Origin of the sequence: Paraburkholderia sp. PGU19, from assembly GCF_013426915.1 — a bacterium.
Lineage (GTDB): Bacteria > Pseudomonadota > Gammaproteobacteria > Burkholderiales > Burkholderiaceae > Paraburkholderia.
Genome location: NZ_AP023179.1, coordinates 1,941,470 through 1,959,171, shown reverse-complemented (window position 1 = coordinate 1,959,171; position 17,702 = coordinate 1,941,470). Strand labels below are relative to the sequence as shown.

The window sequence follows — 17,702 nt, the reverse complement described above, 5'->3', positions numbered from 1 at the left end:
ATCGCTGAACGAGGGAAACGGGATGTTCGAGTTCGACGGCAAAGTCGCCGTGATTACAGGTGCGGCGAGCGGCTTCGGCCGCGCGTTCGCGGAAAAGGGCGCGTCGCTCGGCATGAAGCTCGTGCTGGCGGATGTCGACGCGAACGCGCTCGCGCAAACCGTCGACGCACTGCGCGCATCGGGCGCCGAAGCCATCGGCGTGCCAACGGATGTGTCCGATGGCGCGCAGGTTCAGGCGCTCGCGGATGCCGCGCTCACGGCCTTCGGCAAGGTTCATCTGCTTTTCAACAACGCCGGCGTCGGCTCGGGCGGCTTTCTGTGGGAAAGCTCGGCGAACGACTGGGCGTGGGTGTTCGGCGTCAACGTGATGGGCGTCGCCCACGGCGTGCGTATCTTCACGCCCATCATGCTGAAGCAGAACGAGCCGGCGCATATCGTCAATACGTCGTCGGTGGCGGGGCTCCTGTCGCCGCCGTCGATGGGCATCTACAACGCGTCAAAACACGCGGTCGTGTCGCTGACGGAGACGCTGTATCACGATCTGCAGAATGCGGGCGGTGAGGTCGGTTGCTCGCTGTTGTGTCCCGCGTTCGTGCCGACGGGCATCGCCGATGCCGAGCGCGCGCGTCCCGAGGCGCTGCGCAACAGCGCCGAACCCACGCGCTCACAACTCGCCGCCGACAAGCAACTGCAGCGCGCGGTGCGATCCGGCAAGCTGGACGCGGCGGACGTTGCGGCGTTGACGTTCGACGCGATTGCCGCGCGGCGCTTCTACATCCTCACGCATCCCGCCATTCTCGCGACGGTGCGCCTGCGGCACGAGGACATCGAGCAGCAGCGCAATCCGACCGATCCGCTGTCGCTCAAACCCGAAGTCAAGGAAGCACGCTAGCGCCGATGCGAGCGCTTCAGCGCGCGTTCGTGGCATCATGGCGCGCTCACTCAACCGTGCGGCGCGTGGGCGCCGTCGTCCGACCATGCCGTTGAATCCGAAGATCGAGCAGGCGCTCGACATGATCGCGCGCGCAAAGCGCCCCGCGTATCACGATCTGACGCCGCAAGCGGCGCGGGCATCGTACGAGAAAAGCGCGCCGATACTCGAAGTGCCTACGGCGCCGATGTTTTCCGTCGAGGACATCGACGTGCCGATGCGCGACGGCGCGTCCATTAGCGTGCGTCTCTATCATCCCGCCGAGCCGCAATGGGCGAATCCCGCGCCCGCGCTCGTCTACTATCACGGCGGCGGTTTCACGGTCGGCAGCGTGAACACGCACGACGCGCTCTGCCGGATGTTCGCGCGCGACGCGCAATGCGTCGTGATGTCGGTCGACTACCGGCTCGCGCCGGAGCACAAATTTCCCACCGCCGTCGACGATGCGTTCGACGCGCTCCAGTGGCTGCACGAGAACGCGCCGCTTTACGGCATCGACGTGAGCCGGATCGCCGTCGGCGGCGACAGCGCGGGCGGCACGCTCGCCACGGTCTGCGCCGTGCTCGCGCGTGATGCAGGTATTCCGCTCGTGCTGCAACTGTTGATCTACCCGGGCACCACAGGTCATCAACAGACGGATTCGCACGAACGCCTCACGGATGGTTATCTGCTGTCCGGCGACACGATTCAATGGTTCTTCGAGCAATACGTGCGCGATGCCGGTGACCGTCACGACTGGCGTTTCGCGCCGCTCGACGGCACGCGCGGCGCGCCGGGGTTTCACGGCGTGACGCCCGCATGGATCGCGACGGCCGAATACGACCCGTTGAGCGATGAAGGTGAAGCCTACGCGCACAAGCTGCGCGAGGCGGGCAATACCGTCGCGTTCAAGTGCTACGCGGGCATGATTCACGAGTTCTTCAAGATGGGCGGCTACGTGCCCGATGTGGCCGTCGCGCATGCGGACGCGGCGGCGGCATTGTGCGCCGCGTTCGGCATCGAATGAAGATAGGCGGCCGCTTCGCCGTCAGGCGATATCGAACGTAAAACTGCGCTCGTAATCGCCGGGACGCATAACGCGATGCGAGCCGTTGTCGTCGCTGCGTTCGAGCGCCGCGACGCTCAGGCGTCCATTCTGCGTAAACACCTGCACGGCCGTCGTGCCGCGCGTTCCGTAATCGGGCGTATCGATAAAGGCCGCCGACAGCGCGCGTTCGCGTTCGAGCGAAATGCCTGTAGCCGGCAGTTCGTCGTCGCGCGCGACGTGCGGATCGCGCATCAGGCCGATCAGCGTCGCGAGCGGCGGACGGGCTTCGTCCGTGAGCGCCTGGGCAAGCTCGGCGCGCTTGCGCACGAGTTTCGGCCAGGGCGTGTCGAGCACAGCGTTCGAAATGCCGTGCGTGCCCGGCGCGAGCAGCGTCGGCGCGGCAGGCGAACGGTTGCAGTACCAGGCGAGTTCGCGCCGCGTCCAGTCGCCGACGAGCAGATTGAAGCCGTTGTACATGTCGCCGTCCTGCGCGACGCGCAACAGATAATCGAGCGGCGCGCCGCTTTCTATACCGTGATCGCCCGACAGCCAGTTGCTGACAAGCGTGCCGCGCGTTGGCGCATCGGCGCGCATTTCGTGTGGCGCGCGATAGTTGGTCAGCGCGGCAAAGCGTCCGTCGCGCGTCATGCCCAGCCACGTGCCGCCGCCGACCAGATCGCGGCCCGCGAGCAAACCGGGCGCGTCGTCCCACCAATGCATCGGTTCGGCCGTGCGCTTGAGGAATTCATCGCGATTGGCCGCGAGCGTGAACAGCGGACCGTCAGACGCCTCGGGGCGCCAGTCGAACACGATCAGACACATCGGCAGAAGTCTTGGTAACGAGAAGGCGTGGATACGGCGGGAACACGCCGCGCCAGAATCCAGAAAGGAAGGCGCGGCGCCGTGCGGATGTTGCCAGCTAGTGCGTCAGACTTCCGTCGGCAGCGCGTAAGGCAGCGGCAGGAAGGTCAGCGCTGGGCCATCGGCGGCACCCAGATGCACGCTGCCGTTTTCGAGCGCGGCCAGCTTGATCTCGACGAGGGCATCGACGCCGCCGTCAGGCGCGGCCGCCGTGTTGACGAGCATCCCGCACGGCTGCCCCGGATCGTCCGAATGAAACAGCTCCGTGCCCGGCACGACGCTCTCCGTTTCGCCAGCGACGTTCGCGAGCGACATGCGCCGCTTGATCGTGCCGCGATACTGGCTGCGCGCGACCACTTCCTGGCCCGGATAGCAGCCTTTCCGGAAATTGACGCCGCCGAGTACGTCGAAGTTGATCATCTGCGGCACGAACTGCTCGACCACGCGCTGCGTGATGCGCGGCTCTCCGGCGCGGATGTCGAGCCAGTCCCACACGGCGGGCGACACGCGCCGCAGTTTGGCCTCGAGCACGGACAGGCGCGCTTCGACTTCCGCTTTCGGCCCGACCCACACGTAGCGCAGGCGGCCCGCCGCATCCGGCACGCGCACCAGCGACCCCGCCGGTCCGTCCACCTTCACGTGCACGCCGTCGGGAATCGCGTCGAACACGCCCGACAGCGCGCCGCGCACGTCACCGGCGAGGCCGATGGCGAGCGTATCGGCCGATGCGTCGCTGAGCTTCGCTTTCGCGCGCAGCACGAACATCGACAGACGTTTTTGCACGGCGGGCTGGACGTCCTTCGACACCAGCATCCGGATCGATTCACCGTTGCACCACACGAGAAACGACGCCAGCAGCCGGCCTTTCGGCGAGCAGTAGCCGGCAAGGCGTGCCGTCGCGGCGTCGAGGTGCTGCGTGTCGCTGGTGAGTTGCGAGTGCAGGAAGGCAGCGGCGTCGTCGCCCGTCGCGTCGATCACGCCGAACTGCGGCAGCGGCATGAAGGCGCCGCCCGAGAGCACGGCGTCGAACTCCTCGCGCGTGGGGCGCGGGAACACAGGAAGCGCGACGGAAACAGGAACAGAAGCGGGGACGGCGGTGCCAGGAGCAGAAGCAAGCGGTGCGTTCATGGATTCGGGGAACAGTCAATTCTGACTTTGGCGGAGGCAAGCAAGTATTATATTGGCTTCACCCGAACCACGTTTCCATGTCCCTCCTGAAGAAATGCCTCATCGCCTGCGTCGTGCTCGCGATGCTGCTCGCCGCCGCGGCGTACGGCGCGTACCACTGGGCCACCACGCCCGTCCCGCTCGCCACCCCGCAACTCGATGTCACGATCAAGCCGCACAGCAGCCTGCGCAGCGTCACGACGCAGCTCAACCGGGGCGGCGTGCCCGTCGAGCCTGAACTGTTCGTGATGATGACGCGCGTGCTCGGACTACAGTCCGCGCTGAAGTCGGGCAACTACGAATTCAAGCAGGGCATCACGCCGTACGACGTGCTGCAGAAGATCGCGCGTGGCGACGTCAACGAGTACGTGGCGACGATCATTGAAGGCTGGACTTTCAGGCACATGCGCGCCGAACTGGATTCGAACCCGGCGCTGAAGCACGATACGGCGGCCATGTCCGACGCGGATATCCTGAAGGCGATCGGCGCGCCTGAAACGCCGACGGGCAACGGCGAAGGGCTGTTCTTCCCGGACACCTACCTGTTCGACAAGGACACGAGCGACCTCGACGTCTATCGACGCGCGTACCGGCTGATGAAGCTGCGCATCGACGAAGCCTGGGCGGCACGCGCGCCGGGCCTGCCGTACAAGACGCCGTACGATGCGCTGACCATGGCGTCGATCATCGAAAAGGAAACGGGCAAGGCGTCCGACCGCCCGATGGTCGCGGGTGTGTTCGCCAATCGTCTGCGCGTCGGCATGCCGCTGCAGACCGATCCGACCGTCATCTATGGAATGGGCGAGAGCTACTCTGGCCATCTGCGCAAGAAGGATCTGCAGACGGACACTCCTTACAATACCTATACGCGAATGGGCCTGCCGCCTTCGCCCATCGCGCTGCCGGGCGTTGCGTCGCTACAGGCCGCGCTCAATCCGGCGCAGACCAGCGCGCTGTATTTCGTGTCGCGCGGCGACGGCAGCAGCATCTTTTCTGACACGCTCGGCGATCACAACAAGGCCGTCGACAAATACATTCGAGGTCAATGATGGCTCGGGGAAAATTCATCACGTTCGAGGGCATCGACGGTGCGGGCAAGACCACGCATCTCGGCTGGTTCCGTGACCGGCTGGAGCAGAAGCTCGCGCCCACCGGCCGTTCCGTCGTCATGACGCGCGAGCCGGGCGGCACGAAACTCGGCGAGTCGCTGCGCGACATCCTGCTGCATCAGTCGATGGACCTCGAAACCGAGGCGCTGCTGATGTTTGCCGCGCGCCGCGAGCATCTCGCGCAAGTGATCGAGCCGGCGCTCGCGCGGGGCGACTGGGTGCTGTCCGACCGTTTCACCGACGCGACCTTCGCCTATCAGGGCGGCGGACGCGGGCTACCGCGCGACAAGCTGGAAACGCTAGAGCGCTGGGTACAGGGCGGTTTCCAGCCGGACATGACCGTGCTGTTCGACGTACCGCCCGAGACGGCTAGCGAACGGCGCAGCGCGGCGCGCGCGCCGGACCGGTTCGAGAGCGAATCGGATGCGTTTTTCACGCGCACGCGCACCGAATATCTGCGCCGTGCGGAGGAAGCACCTTATCGATTCGATATCATCGACTCGACGCGCAGCATCGCTGACATTCAGAAGAACCTTGAGGAATTGATCGTATCGCTTTGATTTTACGTCGATATAAATTCATCCTATATCTGCGACAAGTCTCATTCGATACATCAAAAAATTTCTTCAACTTATTGAATCAAAAGAGAAACGATGATTTATCCGTGGCAAACCGACGACTGGAACCGCCTGCAGCAATTGCGCGCCCACTGGCCGCATGCGCTGCTGCTTCACGGGCAGGCCGGCATCGGCAAGCTGCGCTTTGCCCAGCATCTGGCGCAGGGCCTGCTGTGCGAATCGGCGTTGCCGGACGGCCAGCCATGCGACACCTGCGCGGCGTGCACATGGTTCAAACAGGGCAATCACCCGGACTACCGGATCGTGCTGCCGGAGGCGCTCGCTGCGGAAGCGGGCTTCACCAGCGCCGCCGCCGATGAAAAGGCCGAAAAAGCGAACGCAGACGCCGACGAAGGCGGCAAGAAAACGCGCACGCCCAGCAAGGAAATCAAGATCGAGCAGGTGCGGGCGCTGCTGGACTTTTGCGGCGTCGGCTCGCATCGCGGGGGCGTGCGCGTCGTCGTGCTGTATCCCGCCGAGGCGCTGAACGTCGCGGCCGCCAATGCGCTGCTGAAAACGCTCGAGGAGCCACCTGCTGGCGTCGTGTTCCTGATGGTGTCGGCGCGGATCGACCGGCTGCTGCCGACCATCATCAGCCGTTGCCGTCAATGGCCGATGACGACGCCGTCGCCGCAGGCCGCCACTGCGTGGCTCGCGCAACAGGGCGTCGATGATGCGCCGGGCCTGGTCGCGGAAGCAGGCGGCGCGCCGCTTGCGGCGCTCGCCCTTGCGAGCGACGAAAACCGCCCGCTGCGCGACTGGACCCTGAAACAACTGGCGGCCGGCCCGAACTGCGATGCGTTCGCGTGCGGCGAGACGTTGCAGAAGTTGCCCGTGCCGCTCGTGCTCGGCTGGCTGCAGCGCTGGATGTACGATCTGCTCGCCCAGTCCACCGTGGGCACGACGGGCACGCCGCGTTATTTCCCGGCGGCGTCGGCGGCGCTCTCGCGGTGCGCGTCGCAGGCCGACGCGAACGGTTTCGCGCGCTTCATGCGGACGGTCGCGCGGCAACGCGCGGTCGAAAACCATCCGCTCAACGCGCGGCTCGTGTTCGAAGAACTGTTTCTCGGCTATCGCGACCTGTTCGTCCAGTAGCCAGTCCAGTAGCCAGATCCGTTCGCAGCGCGAGTGAAGCACAACCGTTTTTAGCTCCTCCCATCAACGACATCGACATGACTCTTCAATACCGCGACGCTACGCTCGACGATCTGCCCGCGATCGTCGCCATCTACAACTCGACCGTACCGTCGCGGCAAGTCACGGCCGATCTGGAGCCGGTGAGCATCGACAGCCGCCGCGCGTGGTTCGACGCGCACGGTCCTGAGAAGCGTCCGCTGTGGGTCGTCGAAGATGAGGGACGGGTGATCGCGTGGCTGAGTTTTTCCGATTTCTACGGACGCCCGGCCTATCAGCGCACGTCCGAAGTCAGCATTTATCTGGATGAAGCCGCGCGCGGCAAGGGTCTGGGCAAGAAACTGCTGGCAGCCGCGCTGGAAGCTGCGCCGAAACTCGGTATCGATACGGTGCTGGGCTTTGTATTCGGCCACAATGAGCCTAGCGTGCGACTCTTCGAGGCGTTCGGCTTCGCGGCATGGGGCACGTTGCCGCGCGTCGCGGTGCTGGACGGCGTCGAGCGCGATCTGGTCATCCTCGGCAAGCGTCTGGACGGCGCGCAATAGGCGTCGCGGTACGGCTCGCCTCAAACGTCATCGGATTTTTTGCAGGACTTCACCATGTTTGTCGATTCCCACTGCCATATCAACTTCGAAGGACTCGGCGACCGTCTGCCGCAAGTGCTGGACAACATGCGCTCGCATGCGGTCACGCACGCGCTGTGCGTCTCCGTCGACTTCGAAACGCTGCCGTCCGTGCTGGACATCGCGCGTTCCTATGACAACGTGTATGCGTCGGTGGGCGTGCATCCAGACCACGAGGATGCGCGGGAGCCGACGGTCGCCGAACTGGTCGAACTGGCGCAGCATCCGAAAGTGGTCGCGATCGGCGAGACGGGGCTCGACTATTACCGCCTCGAAGGCCGCTCGATCGACGACATGGAATGGCAACGCGAGCGTTTTCGCGTGCATATCCGCGCCGCGCACCAGACGGGCAAGCCGTTGATCGTGCATACGCGCGCGTCGTCGGCGGATACGCTGCGGATCATGGCCGAGGAACGCGCCAGCGTGCCGGGCGGCGTGATGCACTGCTTTACGGAGCCGTGGGCCGTTGCCGAACAGGCGCTCGCACAGAATTTTTATATTTCGCTTTCGGGCATCGTCACGTTCAAGAGCGCGACGGACGTGCAGGACGTCGCGCGTCGCGTGCCGCTCGAGCGTCTGCTGATCGAAACCGACTCGCCGTACCTCGCGCCCGTGCCGTATCGCGGCAAGCCGAATGAACCTGCGTACGTGAGTTATGTCGGACGCTTCATCGCGCAGCAGCGCGAGATGCCGGACGAAGCGCTCGCGGCAGCCACCAGCGAGAACTTCTTCCGGCTGTTCAAGATTCCGGCGCCAGCAGGCGTTTGAAGAAAAAAATGCGTAGTATCAATAGGATAGGAAATTTTCCTAAAGCAATACATGAAAAATTATCTGACTGAGAGCCACCACGGCGCCATTTCCACACGCGCAGCCGACCTGCGCCGCAGCCTGGCGAAACTGACGCTGGCAGCGGGTGTCGCGCTCGCGACGCTCGGCGCGCTGCCTGCGCACGCCGCACCCGCCGACACGATGATCAAGGCCGTCAAGTTCGACGACGTGAAGGAAGTGAAGAAGCAACTGGCGAACGGCATGGACCCGAACATGGCCGACAACCAGGGCATCCCGCTGCTCGTGATCGCCGCGCGCGAGAAATCGGACAAGGTGGTCGCCGCGCTCCTCGATAATCCGAAGACGAATATCGAAATTCTCGACAAGGCGGGCGAAAACGCGATGATGATGGCCGCGCTGACGGGCGACATCGGCATCGTGAAGCAGCTCATCGCCAAAGATGCGGAGGTCAACAAGAAGGGTTGGGCGCCGTTGCACTACGCGGCGGCGAACGGCAATGACGACATCGTCAAGCTGCTGCTCGATCACGACGCGTACATCGACGCCGGCTCGCCGAACGGCACCACGCCGCTGATGATGGCGTCGCGCGGCGGCCATGTGTCGACAGTGAAGCTGCTGCTCGACAGCGGCGCGGACCTCAACGTGAAAAACCAGCTCGGCCTGACCGCGCTCGATTTCGCCAAACAGTACAAGGAGCCCGATGTCGTCGAAGGGCTGACGGCTCGCCTCCAGCAAATGCAGAAACAGGCCCCGCAGGCGCCCCAGTAACGCCGCAAAACAGTGCAAAATAGCAGCTTGGGCGCGGGTCACCACGCGCCTGAACTGCAGCCGGGACGGGTGGCTAAAGCCGCGCGGCAAAGACCGCCGGACACCGTCAAGTTCCGGGCTTACACCAGGAAGGAAAAAAACATGCTGCGGGTTTTGATTTGCGCCGGCGCGCTCGCCGTGCCGCTGACGGCTGCCGCGTTTACGGGGGCGACCTCAACAAGCTGTGCACGAAGACGGACGTTGCGTCGCGTAGCGCGTGTGCAGCCTATATCGAAGGCGCCGCGGACGGCGTGTTCAACACGATCGACGCAATCGGCGGAACGACGGGGCCGCGCGTTGGCCAGTATTTCTGCCTGCCGCCCGAAGCGCGCTCGCAGCAACTGACGGACGCCGTGCGCAAGTACATCGCCGACAACCCGAACGTGGCGGGCTACAACGCCAGCACGGCCATCTCGCTGGGGCTCGGCAAGGCATTCCCCTGCAAGTCGGGCAGCTGAGCGGCGCTTCGCTTTCGTCGCTTCGCTTTGGCGCTACGCTTCGTTCATCGCGATTCATCTCGACGCGCGCCGTGCTCGCTGCACCGCGCGCGTTTTCTGCTTTTTTCACCGCTTTAGACGCGTTTTAGACACAGTGCCAGGCCGGTCTTTTGGCCTATGCCGTCCGGACCCGCACAAATGTGCAACTGATCGGGCGCAACCGCGGTCGAACCAGCACTGAACAATGCGCGCCGGCCACGGCAGACCGGCCGCGTCAAACCAGAGCGGAGGGACAGCAACATGGGCCGACTGATCGTCGTGTCGAATCGCGTGGCAACGCCAACGGAGACCAAAGGCTCCGCGGGCGGGCTCGCGGTTGGCGTATTCGGCGCGCTGAAGGACGCGGGCGGCGTGTGGTTCGGGTGGAGCGGAGACGTCGTCAGCGAAACAGTCGCCAACGCCGGGCCGACGCTCGACGTCGACGGCACCGTGACCTTCGCGACCACGGGCCTCACCCGCAAGGACTACGACCAGTACTACCGCGGATTTTCGAACGCGACCCTGTGGCCCGTGTTCCACTATCGCAACGACCTCGCGCGCTACGAGCGCGAAGAATACGCGGGCTATCGTCGCGTCAACGCGTGGCTGGCGCACAAGCTGATCAAACTGCTGGAGCCGGACGACATCATCTGGGTGCATGACTATCACCTGATTCCGTTCGCCGAGGCGTTGCGATCAGAGGGTGTCAAGAACCGCATCGGCTTCTTCCTGCACATTCCGTTTCCGTCGCCGCAGATTCTGCTGAACATCCCGCCGCACGAAGAGCTCGTGAAGTCGCTGTGCTGCTATGACCTGCTCGGTTTTCAGACCGACAACGACGAGCTCGCTTTTCACGACTATCTGCGCCGGCACGCGCGTGGCACCGTGTCGAGCGATGGCCACGCTGAAGCGTTCGGCCGGCAGTTGCGCACGGGCGTCTATCGGATTGGCGTGTTTCCCGACGAGATCGCCGAACAGGCGAAGCGCTATGAGAGCCGTCAGCATGTGCTCGATCTGAAGCAGAGCCTTGAGGGGCGCAAGCTGATCATGAGCGTCGACCGGCTCGATTATTCGAAAGGGCTGGTCGAGCGTTTTCGCGCGTTCGAAGCATTGCTGGAGCGTTCGCCCGAGTGGCGCGGCAATGTCACGCTCGTGCAGATCGCGCCGCCCACGCGCTCCGATGTCACCACATACCAGGACATCCGTCAGCAGCTTGAATACGAAGCAGGACGTATCAACGGGAAATACTCAGGTCTGGACTACACGCCGATTCGCTATCTGAACCAGCAGTACGACCGCTGGAAACTGATGTCGCTGTTCCGCGAATCGCAGGTCGGGTTCGTCACGCCTTTGCACGACGGGATGAACCTCGTCGCGAAGGAATATGTCGCGGCCCAGAATCCGGACGACCCGGGCGTGCTGGTGCTGTCGATGTTCGCGGGCGCGGCGGCCGAACTGGAAGGCGCGTTGATCGTGAATCCTCATGATTCGCTCGGCATGTGCGACGCGTTGCAGCGCGCGCTCGCCATGCCGCTCGACGAGCGCCAGCGGCGTCACGAGATGGATATGCAGGCACTGCGCAAAAACGATCTCGGCGTGTGGCGCGATTCGTTCCTGCGCGATCTGCGCAGTGTCCCCACGCCTGCGCCAATATCGGATAGCGTCCGCGAAGGACGGGCGCCGGCAAAGAAGGCGGGGCGCGGCTAATGCGGCGCGAGCAGCGCGGGCGTTCATTCGACGTGCAGAACAATCCTGTCGTGTCCGATTTGTCCAACCGAGGCGCCGGCCTTGCGGAGCCCGCATGCTGACGACGCTCGCCATCGCCAACTATCGTTCGCTGCGAGATCTGATCGTCCCGCTCGCGCGTCTGAACGTGATTACGGGCGCGAACGGCAGCGGCAAGTCGAGTGTGTATCGCGCGTTGCGGCTGCTGGCAGTCACGGCGCGCGGCGGCGTCATTCCGTCGCTGGCACGCGAGGGCGGGCTGCAGTCCACGCTATGGGCGGGACCAGAGCGCTTTTCCCGCGCGATGCTGGCGGGCGACACGCCCGTGCAGGGCACGCGACGCACGGAGCCCGTCAATCTGCGGCTCGGTTTTGCGGGCGACGAGTTCGGCTATGCCATCGATCTCGGCCTGCCCATTCCGGGCGAAACGCAGTTCGGTCTCGACCCCGTCATCAAGCGCGAATGCATCTGGAGCGGTCCCGTGTTGCGTCCGTCGGCGCTGCTGGTCGACCGGCATGGTGCTTCGATCCGCACGCGTGACGACGACGGTGAATGGCAGACCATTCCGCATACCGTCGCCAGTTTCGACAGCATGATGACGGAGTTTTCCGATCCACGTAGCGCACCGGAGATGATCGCCGTGCGCGAGCAGATCCGTTCCTGGCGCTTCTACGATCATTTCAGAACGGATGCCGAGTCCCCCGTACGCCTGCCGCAGATCGGCACCCACACGCCCGTGCTCGGCGACGACGGCGCGGACCTGGCCGCCGCACTGCAGACGATCCGCGAGATCGGCGACGCCAACGCGCTCGATGCCGCCATCGACGATGCCTTTCCCGGTTCGCGCGTGGCGATCACCAATATCGAAGGGCGCTTCGAGGTGACGATGCAGCAGCAGGGCTTGCTGCGCGCGCTGAAGGGCGCCGAATTGTCCGACGGTACGCTGCGCTACCTGTTGCTCGTCGCGGCGCTGCTCACGCCCCGGCCGCCCGCGCTGCTCGTGCTGAACGAGCCGGAAACCAGTCTGCATCCCGATCTGCTGCCGGCGCTCGCGCGGCTGATCGCGCGGGCGTCGTTGCGTTCGCAGGTGATCGTCGTGTCGCATGCGGCGCGGCTCATCGCGGCACTGGAGCGTGAGGAGGGCAGCGAATCCGTCGTGCTCGAAAAGCAGTTGGGCGCGACCCGCATCGCCGATGCCGAGTCGCGCGATCTGCCGGCGTGGAAGTGGCCCGCCCGCTAGCGCGATGTGGCGTGACGCCGCGCGACGTGGAGCAAGCGACAAGGGCAAGGCGCTTCGCACGCCGCAGTAAATCGCGAGAAAGGGCAAGAAGGGATTGCCCGCACCGAGTGTTTCCCGACTGTAACAGCGTAATGCAATTGAAATACCTACGATGTTTCGGCAGCTACCGGGCAATAATCAGTGCACAGGACACGAGTGGCCCGAAGGTCGGGCGCGCGTGTCTTTTAGAAAGCCCGGAAGCGTTGCGCAGCCGTCGTTCCGATATGGTCCAGACGCCGCGTACGGATAAACCCGACATTGCGCCACAGCGCGCATGAAATCGCCAAACCGCGTTTGATCGGCTGCCTGCCTGCTGTCATACTCGTTCGCCACCGCTCGCTGCCGCCGCTCCCATGCGGCCCCTGGAGACACAGATGAGAATTGCGCAGATCGCTCCTTTGACCGAATCGGTGCCGCCCAAGCTCTATGGCGGGACTGAGCGCGTCGTGTCGTACATCACCGAGGCGCTCGTCGACCTGGGCCATGACGTGACGCTGTTCGCAAGCGGGGATTCCGTCACGCGCGCGAAGCTCGAACCCGTGTGGCCGCGCGCGCTGCGGCTCGACCCCGGCATTCGCGACCGCATTGCGCCGCACATGCTGCTGATGGAGCTGGTGCGCCGTCAGGCCGAAGAGTTCGACGTGCTCCATTTTCACATGGACTACTACTCGTTTTCGGTGTTCAAGCGGCAGGACACGCCGTTCGTCACGACCTTGCATGGGCGCCTTGATCTGCCCGAGCAGCAGCCGGTTTTCGACACCTTCAACACCGCGCCCGTGATCTCAATCTCGAACTCGCAGCGTCATCCGTTGCCGCAGGCGCGCTGGCTCAGCACCGTTTATCACGGCCTGCCCGAAACGCTCTATACGCCGCAGCCCGTCGAGCAGAAGTACCTCGCGTTTCTCGGCCGGATCTCGCCGGAGAAGCGCGTCGATACGGCGATCCGCATCGCGGGCCGCTGTGGCATGCCGATCCGCATCGCCGCGAAGGTCGATGCCGCCGACGCAGAGTACTTCGAGCGTGATATCAAGCCGTTGCTGGATCTGCCGTATGTCGAGTACATCGGCGAGATCGCCGATCATCAGAAGGCCGAGTTTCTGTCCGGCGCGCATGCACTGCTGTTTCCGATCGACTGGCCGGAGCCGTTCGGCCTGGTGATGATCGAAGCGATGGCATGCGGCACGCCCGTCATCGCCTTCAATCGCGGCTCGGTGCCCGAAGTGATCGACGACGGCGTGTCGGGCTTCATCGTCGAGGACGAGATCGGCGCGGTGGCCGCCGTCAACCGTCTGCACAAGCTGCCGCGCGCGGGCGTGCGCCAGCGCTTCGAAGAACGCTTCACGTCGCACCGGATGGCGCAGCAATACGTGGACGCGTATCAGTCGGTGATCCGCGCGCAGAAGCGCTCGCGCTTCAAGGTGATCGACGCGTCGTCGAGCACCTGAAACGAGACGTCAAAGCCGGATAAAGAAAGGGCGACGCAATCTGACGATTGCGTCGCCCTTGGTCATTCACCCGTCATCCCTCGCGTTCATCACATCCGTCGCCAATGGGCGAGCGCGGCGTTGCCGCGCGCCCGCCATCGACGACTTGCCGGAACCGCAAAACGGACTCGCGTCCGCGTCCCGTAGCGCTGCGGCGGCCCGCATCGAGGCCGCCGTGCCGTCAGATCTTGAGCTTCGACACCTTGGTGCCCGCCAGCGACACATCGGCCATCAGGCCGGAGTTCGTCAGGATGAACACCTGGACGGGTGCGGTGGCCGTGGTCGTATCGACGGTGCCGTTCGCGCCCATCTTGACGAGCGCGACGGACGCATCGGCGCCGACCGCCCAGCCGTCCGAGCTGCGGAATTTGTCGAGCGCGTCCTGCGTCATGAACAGGAAGATGATCGCCTTCGACTGCGCGCCGGCTTGCAAACCGAACGAGCCGGAAATCGTGCTGTAGTAGCCGACGGTGCCGCCGCCCACGCGCAGCGAGCCTTCTCCATACTGGCCGCCGACCACGAAGCCGACCTGCAGCACGGACGGGAAAACGAGAATGCCGCGCGCCTTCGAAACCAGCTCGCGCGAGCCTTGAACCGTCGTGTAGAGACGGGACATGGTGCCGTCGACGCTGGCGTCGATCGACTGACGCTTCGACATGTCCGTAGCGGCAGACTCCCCGCTGCTCTTGGTGGTGGTGCAGCCGGCCAGTGCAAGGGTTCCGAAAGCGAGCGCGGCGGTACTCTTCAGCATGAAGTTTCGTCTTTGCATCGTTTTTCTCCATCGTGGTTCCGGGGTGCAGCCTCAGTTCACGCGGGTTGCCTATTTAGTTATATCACACCAACCAGTAATGCAAGGGTTCTGGGGACACCGCGCAAACCCTTGTGTGACGGGCGCTCCGCCGATGGTCAGCGATCTGTTGGGTAATTCTGGCCGGTCGGTTGCGCGGGTGGGAAGCCTGTCCGGCTGCTGTCCGGCACTCGCGTGCGGAGACGGCAATGCGTGTCGTTGGCACGGATTCGAGCCGCGAGAATGTCCGCCGGAAGCAGTCGTATTTACCGTTTTTGCACTGCGTCGAATCTCACTGTAAGCGAACGGAAAGTGTTGCGGGAAAACCGCAGCAGCGCGTCGGAAGCGCACCGCATGCCGTATGCAAACTCTCGTTCGGAACGCTATGCAGCGCGAACACGCGGGTTGAGAGCTAATGATTCGCTGGACTTTTATTGACGGGAGGTCGTCTCAGCGCACGGCGCACCATGCCGATGATGAAGCCGATCGCAAAGATGGTTGCGGCGGGCACGACCCAGTAGCCGACGAACGCATGCCACAGATAGCCTGCCAGGGTGCTCTTGCGGACCGCGTACTCGTTGATCGCGTCCTGCTGGCGCGGCGCGTTCGCGCTCAGCACTTCGGCGGGGCAGCCGGCCTCGCGCGCAACGTCGGGCGTGCCGTGGCAGCGCGCGGCGGCGCCTGCGGCGCGTTGCGCGTCGGTCAGCTGCCAGGTCGTGAGCGCGTTGTTCAGGTCGACCCGGTTATAGGCCATTTCCTCCTGAATCTCGCGCACGGCGACGATCGCGACGGGCACAGCCCAGAATACGATCACCACCAGCCAGCGACGCAACCAGCGATTCTTGTGTCTCCCAACCATCCTTGCCTCCGTGCGATGCGCTTGCGGCATCAACGACAAGCTGGCGGCCCGTGGGACTTGTTTTGTGTGGGGCATGGGCCGTCTGTGCCGCCATCATAGAAGAAAACGGCCGGGAAGTGCAGGGTGTGATGACGCGAATGCACGGCTTGTGTGCGCGATGTCGCAAGCGGGGGCGGGGAGCGCATGCGCGACGCCTAAGGTTTCGCGTGATCCCGCTGCGGCACGATGACGAAGCCCAAAAGAAAAGCGGCGTCCGCACTGGACGCCGCCCGTCGATACCGCATCGCCAATCGCGCCGCGCGAGCCCACGCAACGCGACACGCAAGCCGGATCTCAGCCCTTGTTGCTCAGGCAGGTGCTCATGAATGCCTTGCGATCGTCGCCTTTCTTGTCGGCCGCCTGCTTGTTGCACATCTTCATCTTGTCCTGCTGCGTCATCGGTCCCGACGCGGCTGCGGCCGCCGCCGGCTTTGCCGATAGACAGCTTTGCATGAACGCCTTGCGTTCGTCTCCCTTCTTGTCGCCCGCCTGCTTGTTGCAGTCGGTCATCTTCGATTGCTGGCTATTCGCGGCGAACGCAGGCGACGCGAGCAGACCCGTCAGGGCGAGGGCAGCGAGAGCGGCTTGGATCTTCATGGGACACTCCATCACGGGTTGTGAATGTTGTTGGTTATCGTGAGACGGGCATCGAGCCGGGGCGAACAGCCTCGGGCAGATAGCTTTCGCTGTGATCGCCGTCACCATTGCTATGCATGGTGCTGTCAGAACGAGCGGACAGTGCAAACGGTTGACGCACGCTGTACTCAGACTGCACAGGTCTTTCCCTAAGATCGCTTACCCTGAACGCGTGAACCGTTATGCTTGAGTCGTTACTGTCATCGCCATCCAGGAGTTTTCGCCATGCACTATCTGCTGATCTACGATGTGTCGTCGGATTATCTTGAGCGTCGTGCGGAGTTTCGCGGTGCGCATCTGAAGCTCGCATGGGCGGCGGCCGAACGCGGCGAACTGCATCTCGGCGGCGCGCTCGCCGATCCCGTCGATATGGCCGTGCTGCTCTTCGAGGGCGATTCACCCGCCGTCGCTGAATCGTTCGCGCAAGCCGACCCGTATGTGCTCAACGGACTCGTCACGAAATGGCGGGTGCGGCCGTGGACCACGGTCGTCGGCGAGCACGCGGCGATGCCCGTGCGTTGAGCCACCCATCCACGCCACGAATCACGCCACCCGTACGCAACATTCGTTTCACGCAGCGGCAACGATGCATAACAAATAGAAACGCCGCCGCACACGCGCACCTTATGCGCCGCACATTAAAACGAATGTAACTGCGTCAATTCTGTTGTGTGCAATCCACGCGCACACGCGTTTGTCATGGCGGCGGCGCGAGCATGGACACGCTGCGTCGCGCTGTTCGCGCAATGTGCGAAGCGTTGCGGCCGACGACATTTCTGTGACAGCCATGAACTAAACGACGCAGCAAAAAGGACAAGATTGTTTCTATCCGTAACACTTGTCTCAGTCATATTCAGACAAACCCTGGCAATGGTATGATTTGTGCACAAATTCTCCCATGCACGAGTGAGACCACGTTTTGTGCGTCGTCCCGGTGAATAAGCGCACTAACGATGTGCTTTTATCCATTCCGGCGCACGAACGTATAAGCATATTGTGCAACCGCGGACACGACACGAACCGCCAAAATGAAGTTCGTGCGAGCCCAACGCCGCAGCCAGGCCAGGCTGCGTGGAGAACTCAATGTTTTTCGATGAGCTAAGCAATGACGAATGGGCGCAAGTATCTGCGCTTGTTTCCGACGAGCCAGCCGTCCGCCTGAACCGACGCGGACGGCCCCGCGCCGAACCCCGAATCGTGGCCAATGCCGTTCTGTGGATCCTGACTACGGGTGAGCCGTGGTCGAAGCTTCCCGGCCGCTATCCGTCAGGCCCTACGTGCCGTCGCCGCTTCGAGGAGTGGCAAGCCAACGGCACGCTGGCTGAAGTGATCCGTCTGTTGACGCTGAATGG

Annotated in this window: 17 protein-coding genes and 2 pseudogenes; 14 read left to right on the top strand and 5 right to left on the bottom strand. The window is 63.9% G+C overall.

The annotated features are described in order from the left end of the window. Positions 1–22: 22 nt before the first annotated feature. Both H1204_RS08960 and H1204_RS08955 read left to right on the top strand, forming a co-directional pair. Entirely contained in the window at positions 23–892 is an 870-nt protein-coding gene (locus tag H1204_RS08960) for an SDR family oxidoreductase (protein ID WP_180728015.1), read from the top strand. Positions 893–977: 85 nt separating this feature from the next. Next, a complete protein-coding gene (locus tag H1204_RS08955) occupies positions 978–1,937 on the top strand; it encodes an alpha/beta hydrolase (RefSeq protein ID WP_180730913.1) in 960 nt (319 codons plus the stop codon). 21 nt (positions 1,938–1,958) lie between these two features. Here the strand turns inward: H1204_RS08955 and H1204_RS08950 are convergent, their stop codons facing one another. Further along, on the bottom strand, positions 1,959–2,780 hold the full coding sequence (locus H1204_RS08950; RefSeq protein WP_180728013.1) for an NRDE family protein: 822 nt from the start codon (positions 2,778–2,780) through the stop codon (positions 1,959–1,961). Positions 2,781–2,885: 105 nt separating this feature from the next. Next, positions 2,886–3,947 (bottom strand): folate-binding protein YgfZ, encoded by a 1,062-nt coding sequence (locus tag H1204_RS08945; protein WP_180728011.1) that lies wholly within the window; start codon positions 3,945–3,947, stop codon positions 2,886–2,888. Positions 3,948–4,024: 77 nt separating this feature from the next. Between H1204_RS08945 and mltG the strand changes: the two genes are divergently transcribed. The 10 genes and pseudogenes from mltG (at position 4,025) to H1204_RS08895 (ending at position 13,990) form a co-directional block, all read left to right on the top strand. Then, positions 4,025–5,035, top strand: a complete 1,011-nt coding sequence (gene mltG / locus H1204_RS08940) for an endolytic transglycosylase MltG (protein ID WP_180728009.1) — start codon at positions 4,025–4,027, stop codon at positions 5,033–5,035. Then, positions 5,035–5,655, top strand: coding sequence for a dTMP kinase (tmk, locus tag H1204_RS08935; RefSeq protein WP_180730912.1), 621 nt, complete (start codon positions 5,035–5,037; stop codon positions 5,653–5,655). The genes mltG and tmk overlap by 1 nt, the downstream gene beginning before the upstream one ends. Before the next feature lie 93 nt (positions 5,656–5,748). Further along, on the top strand, positions 5,749–6,807 hold the full coding sequence (locus H1204_RS08930) for a DNA polymerase III subunit delta' (RefSeq protein ID WP_180728007.1): 1,059 nt from the start codon (positions 5,749–5,751) through the stop codon (positions 6,805–6,807). Positions 6,808–6,884: 77 nt separating this feature from the next. Beyond that, positions 6,885–7,391 carry a GNAT family N-acetyltransferase gene (locus H1204_RS08925; protein ID WP_180728006.1) on the top strand — a complete coding sequence of 169 codons (507 nt, stop codon included), beginning with the start codon at positions 6,885–6,887 and terminating at the stop codon, positions 7,389–7,391. A gap of 54 nt (positions 7,392–7,445) precedes the next feature. Further along, positions 7,446–8,237 (top strand): TatD family hydrolase, encoded by a 792-nt coding sequence (locus tag H1204_RS08920; RefSeq protein WP_180728004.1) that lies wholly within the window; start codon positions 7,446–7,448, stop codon positions 8,235–8,237. A gap of 51 nt (positions 8,238–8,288) precedes the next feature. After that, positions 8,289–9,026 (top strand): ankyrin repeat domain-containing protein, encoded by a 738-nt coding sequence (locus H1204_RS08915; protein WP_180728002.1) that lies wholly within the window; start codon positions 8,289–8,291, stop codon positions 9,024–9,026. A 141-nt stretch (positions 9,027–9,167) separates the two neighbouring features. Further along, a pseudogene (locus H1204_RS08910) lies at positions 9,168–9,523 on the top strand (Rap1a/Tai family immunity protein). Between the two features lie 279 nt (positions 9,524–9,802). Next, the gene (otsA, locus tag H1204_RS08905) at positions 9,803–11,248 is read left to right on the top strand and encodes an alpha,alpha-trehalose-phosphate synthase (UDP-forming) (RefSeq protein ID WP_180728001.1); all 1,446 of its coding nucleotides are present in this window, start codon (positions 9,803–9,805) and stop codon (positions 11,246–11,248) included. 94 nt (positions 11,249–11,342) lie between these two features. Continuing rightward, positions 11,343–12,506 carry an AAA family ATPase gene (locus tag H1204_RS08900; protein WP_180728000.1) on the top strand — a complete coding sequence of 388 codons (1,164 nt, stop codon included), beginning with the start codon at positions 11,343–11,345 and terminating at the stop codon, positions 12,504–12,506. Between the two features lie 413 nt (positions 12,507–12,919). Then, entirely contained in the window at positions 12,920–13,990 is a 1,071-nt protein-coding gene (locus H1204_RS08895; protein ID WP_180727998.1) for a glycosyltransferase family 4 protein, read from the top strand. Positions 13,991–14,210: 220 nt separating this feature from the next. Here H1204_RS08895 and H1204_RS08890 read toward each other — a convergent pair whose 3' ends face one another. From H1204_RS08890 to H1204_RS08880, 3 genes are all read right to left on the bottom strand, one after another. After that, positions 14,211–14,798: a YSC84-related protein gene (locus H1204_RS08890; RefSeq protein WP_180727997.1), complete on the bottom strand. Its 588-nt coding sequence runs from the start codon at positions 14,796–14,798 to the stop codon at positions 14,211–14,213. Between the two features lie 430 nt (positions 14,799–15,228). Next, positions 15,229–15,675, bottom strand: coding sequence for a hypothetical protein (locus H1204_RS08885; protein ID WP_180727996.1), 447 nt, complete (start codon positions 15,673–15,675; stop codon positions 15,229–15,231). Positions 15,676–16,008: 333 nt separating this feature from the next. After that, complete coding sequence (locus H1204_RS08880; protein ID WP_042314200.1) at positions 16,009–16,311, bottom strand: PsiF family protein; 303 nt, start codon at positions 16,309–16,311, stop codon at positions 16,009–16,011. Between the two features lie 264 nt (positions 16,312–16,575). On the opposite strand from H1204_RS08880, the gene H1204_RS08875 reads away from it, so the two are divergent. Further along, on the top strand, positions 16,576–16,872 hold the full coding sequence (locus tag H1204_RS08875; RefSeq protein WP_180727995.1) for a YciI-like protein: 297 nt from the start codon (positions 16,576–16,578) through the stop codon (positions 16,870–16,872). Positions 16,873–17,433: 561 nt separating this feature from the next. Next, positions 17,434–17,652 (top strand): annotated as a pseudogene (locus tag H1204_RS51220) (transposase); the annotation flags it as partial. Positions 17,653–17,702: the final 50 nt, after the last annotated feature.